This window comes from Vibrio sp. 10N.222.48.A3, from assembly GCF_041475345.1.
Classification (GTDB): domain Bacteria; phylum Pseudomonadota; class Gammaproteobacteria; order Enterobacterales; family Vibrionaceae; genus Vibrio; species Vibrio tasmaniensis_A.
In genome coordinates this window covers 1-6,018 of record NZ_JBFRVX010000310.1, presented here as the reverse complement: position 1 = coordinate 6,018, position 6,018 = coordinate 1, and the positions used below count along the sequence as shown (strand labels likewise).

Here is a 6,018-nt window from a genome sequence, read left to right as displayed (position 1 = left end):
CCACAGCCTGCAAGTAAGATACTTGCGGTTAATAACGTTATTGTTTTTTTCATCGTGTGTTCTCTACAAATACGTCGATACATTGAGTGACCGCATCCTTGATTCAATCTGAGCTTCAACCTCAGGTGCCATCACATTTGATCTATTTTCTATTCGGCGTTGACGCCATGATTTCGAGCGAGCGCTTTAACCAGCTTTTTCGACTAGCGTTTCAAACCAGCGTTAATCGCACTGATGTCTTCAGGTAAAAGCTCGCCACCCAAGAACTTGAGCTGCAGTGACACCAAAATGAAATCAATTTGCGCTTCAGTCAGGTCTTGCTTCGCCGCATAGAGCTGACGAGTTCCGTTCAGCACATCGACAATCGTTCTGCTGCCAATTTCAAAACCTTGTTGAGTCGCAACAAGTGAACGTTCGGCAGAATGAACAGAGTTGGCATAGGCTTGCTGAGCACTAATAAGGGCATTGAGGTCTTTTTCTGCACCGCGGATTTGACGCGTTACGCTTCTCCAAGATTGCTCTTGAAGCTGAAGGGCTTGTTGGTATTGAACCTTGGCTTGTTGTACTTCGTTGCTGGTTGCCCCGCCTCGGTAAACAGGCAAGGTCATTGCTACACCTGCAAACACAGTTGAGTTGTCATCAATGCTATTAAACTGTTGTTTTGACTGACCCATCTCGGTTCTACGAATCTCGCTCGCAAACGTATACCGGTACTCAGCAACCAAGCCTAACGACGGTTGATGTCCAGCTTGCGCAAGTTCAATCTGCTGCTTGCTTAGCTCAACCAGCTGTTTCTGAATTTGCATCTCAGGGTTAAATTGCTGGGCTTTTTCCTGCCATGTCAGCGCATTTTCCGGCGTTGGGATATTTGCGTCGTAACGGTCCGTATTCAGTGGATAAACCGACGAAAACTCATTGCCAGACAGCTCGTAAAGCGCGTCCAATGATTTCTCAACTTCGTTTTCAGCCACAATCACCGATGCAGAAACTAAATCGAACTGAGCGCGCGCATCAATCACGTCATTTTCCGGAATCATCCCCAATGAAAATTGACGTTCGGTTTGCTTAAGTTGCTCTTCGATCGCTTCTTGTGTCGCTTTGGTTTGCTTTAACGACTCTTGCGCTTTAAGGGCATTGAAATAACCCACCACGACTTGTAAAGCGAGGCTCTCTAACGCGACTTGGTGTGAGACTTGGCTGAGCTCAACCTGCTGATTACTTAGCTCATTTGCCGCGTTCAGTTCCGCGTTATAAAGATTTTGCCCAACAGAAATAGACGCTTGCGCCGCGTTGGTGTCTATCTCGTTGAGTGTGGTGTAGCTGTTACGAAGCACACCATACGCAAGGTTTGCATCAACCTGAGGTAAATACGCGGCACCTACTTTGTCTGCACCATAGGTCGCACTATCAATGGCTAGTGCTGCACTTTTTAACGCAGGGTTATTGTCGAGAGACTGCTGATACAGCTCGCTTAAGCTGACACTTTCAGCCAATGCTCCGTAGCTCGTTAATGCTCCGGCCACCAGCACAGCTAACGCCGAGATCTTCATAGAAGATCTCGGCGTTCTGCGATTAACGGCAACCGAACTTGTAAGCATTGAAGTTTGTTTTTTCATGGAATGACCCACCAACACATCAAATGGATGAACGGACTTGCGCCCTTTTGAGTCAAGTTTTGCGATTTAGGGCGTTGAGCTGTAGCGCCGTCGGAATCAAACTTGTTCTAAGTCATGATTTACTGGCAAATACCGAGGGTTTTGTGTCGGGTTCCACATAGAATTTGGATTTAATTAATTACTTATTAAATAGATTTAAATCAAAATTAGTCATAAAACCCACTGATAGAATCACCTCATTACCTATTCACTGAGTTAATCTCGTAAATGTCCGATTTGATTTGCACTCGTGGCTACATCACTTGGTTTCACCTAGAAAACGGGTTTGGTTTTGCTAAACCTGATCACGGTGATATTGATGTACTCATTCACATCAGTGTCATTGAATTTGATGGTGAAATTAACGTAGAGGAAGGTCAGCGAGTTTATATGGAGCTTGAGGAAGTAAAAGGTAAGCCTCACTGGAATGCCGTCAAAGTGCTACCTCTGGCAAAACCATTCTCCGCATTTGAGTCAGTATGATGAAGACTCATCAACGAGGTCGTCCTACGCTGTCGCCAGTTGTGAAGCTTGCTAAACACGTTGTAAAAGACTATCAAGATTACGTGAGCCTTAACCTTCGTTACCAAGCTCAGTTTCGTCAACACTACCCAGACCACAACGCAGAGCAGTTGGCTCTCATTAACGCCGACATCATCAGCGCCTCCGAGGAGTATAAGATTTGGAGCAGCATTGATAACCTAATGCTGTCTGCGCAACGTCATTCTGATCCGATCAAGCAATGGCAAAGCACCCAAGAGAAGGTATTAGGTAATGTGCAGCAACTTATTAGCCTGTACCAGCTTCGGATTAGATCGCTTCCTGCGCAGCCAAGGTCAATACTTGTGTGTGATTTCGCGGATCAGCTTTGGCTCCATGAGCAAGCTGTCACGCAAAAAGGAATATCACAAAAGGGAATATCTCAAACGGTAATCTCGCAAACGTTAGTTTCGCAAACAGTGGCCTCTTGGCTCGAAAGTACATTAGTTAAGGCGACTGGCTTTCAACAAGATGATTGGTTCTATACCGTCACTGAAAGCTTCAAATCAAGCATCAGAGAGCTTAACGGAGCTTTATTGAATGGTTCAGAAAGTCTCAATCATTTCTGGAGTGACGACACTTCGTTTGTGCTTGAGCGCATCAAGCATCAACGAAAGATCATTCGCTTACTGATGCTGCATATTATTGACAACAAAATAGATTCATTGCTGCTAAGGCAAGCACAAAGCAGCGCGGGCAGACCAGCACTCCCCTTGCCTGTGCAATTAATGCGACAAGAGCAAGCGCTTCAAGATACGTACCTCGAATACAGAAAGGTGTGTCATGCACACAACCAAGCAGCATTAAGCATCGAAACACTGGCCGCCAAGGCGCTCGAAAAAAACAGCAAAGCAACAACCCAAACAAAAGCCGGTAGAAAACCGATGAGCGAACTGCAAAAACTCGTCAATCAGAGCCTAGTATTAGAAGATCAGATACTGTGCCAAGAACATCAGCTTAATGAGCGCACCATCGATTGTTCAAAATTAAAATCTAACCAAAGTAGCGATGGTGAAAGTGGCTCGGCAATAGATAAACCCGTTAAGAAAGGACGCCCAACACTCTCACCTCAAGACCAAATAGCTCGATTAAAAGCCAAACTCGACAACATAAATCAAGCCATTGAACAGTTGAAATCAAAAACTAACTCAGCGACCGCTGATACGATAGTGAGAAATATTTTTCAGTATCAAAGCCTTTGGCTGACCAATAAAATAGCGCACGCTGATCGCATATTAGCGAAACAAGAGAGTCCACTTGAGCTTGCTCGGCGTCGCAAGTGGGCTCAAAAGTTACTGACGATACGATCCACCTTAAGTAAGATTTAGACTTAACCTTGAGTGAGCTACGATGAGTTTCTACCTATTAAATCAAAATCTGCTTTTTAACAGTCAAAGCGGAAAGCTGTTAAACCTGACGTCTTTGCAAGAGACGCAACTGCGTTCCAATGAGTGGAAGTTGCTGTCACTTTTCATTGAACATTCAGGTTCTGACCTCACATCATCATTTATTCTTGAGGCCATTTGGGAAAGTACGCGTGCAAAATCGAGTGTCGCCACCGCGGTAAAAAACTTGCGTGCCCAACTGGGAGATTCGAGCGAACAACCAAAGTTCATCCAAACTCAAGTGATGAAGGGCTACGCCTACATCGGAGAAACTCAAGCGCTCACTGAAACAGAATACCAATCATTGATTGCTCGCCACGCTTCGTTATGGTCAAAAACAGCAAACTGGGTTCAACATAACAAAACCTTTTTTATTCATAACCTTATCAGGTTCGCATGTGTTCTTTTTATCGGCTGGAACTTAGTCGGCTTATACCATAACGGCGCATTCAGTCGCCTAATCGCAGAGCCGACCATAGCGCCACCTATCCCGATGTTGATCCATCAAAACGCTGAGACGCCAAGTGATCAAGACATTCAAATCTGCCAATCGCTACTGATTGAAGCTCAACAGAGTGCACTCTTCGATACTTTACCCTTTCATCGTGAAAGCTCTGCCCCGTCACTGCCGAGATTGTTTTGGCGAGATCACAATAAGGAGGTGCTTGTATGTCATCTATCACCACTAAAATAATCACAAGCGGTTTCATTATTGTGGCGCTGATTTCTTACGTCATCAAAGACATCTACATTTCTCAATACAGCCCAGAATCGGTGTTTGTCGATCAGTATTGGTCGTATAAGCACAGAAGATACCCAGGTCAATTTGGTTACTTGGCTCAGTTATGGGATATACGCGTCGTCGAGACAGAATCTGAAGTCTTCATGACTAAGGACAAGTCTTATCACGCCATGCACTTCAATTTTTTCGCCCCATCAGGTTCCGTTGCTCAGGTGACGGTGAAGTTCGACACTGAGTGGCAACGCTTTGAAAACAACCATATCCAGTTTGATGTGATTGCAGACTCAATTCGTTTAGAAGAAGCATCAAGGAAAATTGATCAAGTTAAATTCCACGCTTTCTCAAGAGATATAATCCTCCGTATGTTCTCAACGCCAAGAAAAATCATCTCTGTATCGTCACATGAAATCATCACTGAATTGCCGTATATAGGTTTGGTAAGGCAGATAAAAATAGACACACCGCATTTGCTTGAAGCGCGTTAATCGAACTCGAAAAATAAACACCTAGTATTGATCACATTTTCATCTCATTACCGAAGATAAAATTTAGCGAATTCAACATTAATGCGGGATAATTTCCATCATAAGGTCTGGGTTTACTTTCTATTGAGGTTTGAGCATGTTTTCTTATGAGCATCTATTGGCATTTTGCACCACGTACGAAGCATCTTCATACAGCGCAGCTGCCAAAAAGTTAGGCAAAGACCGCACCACAATACGAGACCAAGTAAAGGCCGTCGAAGACTTATATGGCGTTACGCTATTTGAAATCATCGGAAAGAAAGCAACACCGACTCAAGCGGCTGATCATATCTATCAACGCTCCAAGGTTGTGTTGAATAACACTGAGAAGCTCAGCACCTCATTAGAAAACATCTATATGGATGAGATGCTGACGCTCAATATCTATCACGACATTTCGCTACCACTCAATTTGGCTGTCAAAATCGAGCACGCTTTACAACAAAAATGCCCTGAACTTCGTGTGCATTGGCTGCATCGTAATCGAGAGGACGCGTTTGATAACATTGAATCTGAATCGAACAGCATCGCGCTTATGGAGCATAAAAACATCCAACGTTTTAGTAAAAATATCGAGTTCTTCTCTTTGGGCTATGGCAAGCTAGGTATGTATGCAGGAAAAAGAAGCAAACTCCCTCACCTCAACGCGCTGTCAATTGAAGACTTAAAGTTAGACAAGCAATATGTGAGCGAAAACCATTTCAACACGCTACCAGAGCTCTATTTTATTTCCCCCCAGTACCACCTAGTCAGCAATAACGACCTCTTATTAGAATTGGTAAAACATGACGGTTGGGCAATCATGAGTACCGATCTAGCAAAGCCCCTAGTCCAGCGCGGCGAGTTGGTAGCTCTCCAAGTAAAACAGGTCGCAAATCATTTTAATTTTGGACTAACCTTGTATTACCCAGTATCAATGGGTAACAAAGAACCACTACCTACAATCAAGAAAATCACTCAAGCACACTTCGCCCCATAGTTATATTAATGGGTTAGGTAACAATATTAACGTGTTATCTAGCCATATTGATGGATTTTAACCCGCATATGTGAATTTTTCGTTTCTAGATTCAATGTCATGATGATTGCGTTCTCAAATTACAAAGGCATTCATCATGAATAAGAAAATTTTATCTACCGCTATTATTGCTACCTTCTCTATGGGCGTTGTT

At 43.8% G+C, this 6,018-nt stretch carries 6 protein-coding genes; 5 read left to right on the top strand and 1 reads right to left on the bottom strand.

Annotated elements, in window-relative coordinates:
• Positions 1–203: 203 nt before the first annotated feature.
• Positions 204–1,616: a TolC family outer membrane protein gene (locus tag AB4653_RS09970; RefSeq protein ID WP_009844924.1), complete on the bottom strand. Its 1,413-nt coding sequence runs from the start codon at positions 1,614–1,616 to the stop codon at positions 204–206.
• A 267-nt stretch (positions 1,617–1,883) separates the two neighbouring features.
• On the opposite strand from AB4653_RS09970, the gene AB4653_RS09965 reads away from it, so the two are divergent.
• The 5 genes from AB4653_RS09965 (at position 1,884) to AB4653_RS09945 (ending at position 5,825) form a co-directional block, all read left to right on the top strand.
• A complete protein-coding gene (locus AB4653_RS09965; RefSeq protein ID WP_009844923.1) occupies positions 1,884–2,138 on the top strand; it encodes a cold shock domain-containing protein in 255 nt (84 codons plus the stop codon).
• The gene (locus AB4653_RS09960) at positions 2,135–3,523 is read left to right on the top strand and encodes a hypothetical protein (RefSeq protein ID WP_032555004.1); all 1,389 of its coding nucleotides are present in this window, start codon (positions 2,135–2,137) and stop codon (positions 3,521–3,523) included. Before AB4653_RS09965 ends, AB4653_RS09960 begins: the two co-directional genes overlap by 4 nt.
• Positions 3,524–3,545: 22 nt before the next feature.
• A complete protein-coding gene (locus AB4653_RS09955; protein WP_009844921.1) occupies positions 3,546–4,274 on the top strand; it encodes a helix-turn-helix domain-containing protein in 729 nt (242 codons plus the stop codon).
• Positions 4,250–4,807: a hypothetical protein gene (locus AB4653_RS09950; RefSeq protein ID WP_009844920.1), complete on the top strand. Its 558-nt coding sequence runs from the start codon at positions 4,250–4,252 to the stop codon at positions 4,805–4,807. Before AB4653_RS09955 ends, AB4653_RS09950 begins: the two co-directional genes overlap by 25 nt.
• 136 nt (positions 4,808–4,943) lie before the next feature.
• Complete coding sequence (locus tag AB4653_RS09945; protein ID WP_009844919.1) at positions 4,944–5,825, top strand: LysR family transcriptional regulator; 882 nt, start codon at positions 4,944–4,946, stop codon at positions 5,823–5,825.
• Positions 5,826–6,018: the final 193 nt, after the last annotated feature.

What these genes read in the sequence shown, in the direction of transcription:
- AB4653_RS09970 (WP_009844924.1), bottom strand. Translation starts at nt 1,616, where the DNA reads ATGAAAAAACAAACTTCAATGCTTACAAGTTCGGTTGCCGTTAATCGC.
- AB4653_RS09950 (WP_009844920.1), top strand. Translation starts at nt 4,250, where the DNA reads ATGTCATCTATCACCACTAAAATAATCACAAGCGGTTTCATTATTGTG.
- AB4653_RS09945 (WP_009844919.1), top strand. Translation starts at nt 4,944, where the DNA reads ATGTTTTCTTATGAGCATCTATTGGCATTTTGCACCACGTACGAAGCA.
- AB4653_RS09965 (WP_009844923.1), top strand. Translation starts at nt 1,884, where the DNA reads ATGTCCGATTTGATTTGCACTCGTGGCTACATCACTTGGTTTCACCTA.
- AB4653_RS09960 (WP_032555004.1), top strand. Translation starts at nt 2,135, where the DNA reads ATGATGAAGACTCATCAACGAGGTCGTCCTACGCTGTCGCCAGTTGTG.
- AB4653_RS09955 (WP_009844921.1), top strand. Translation starts at nt 3,546, where the DNA reads ATGAGTTTCTACCTATTAAATCAAAATCTGCTTTTTAACAGTCAAAGC.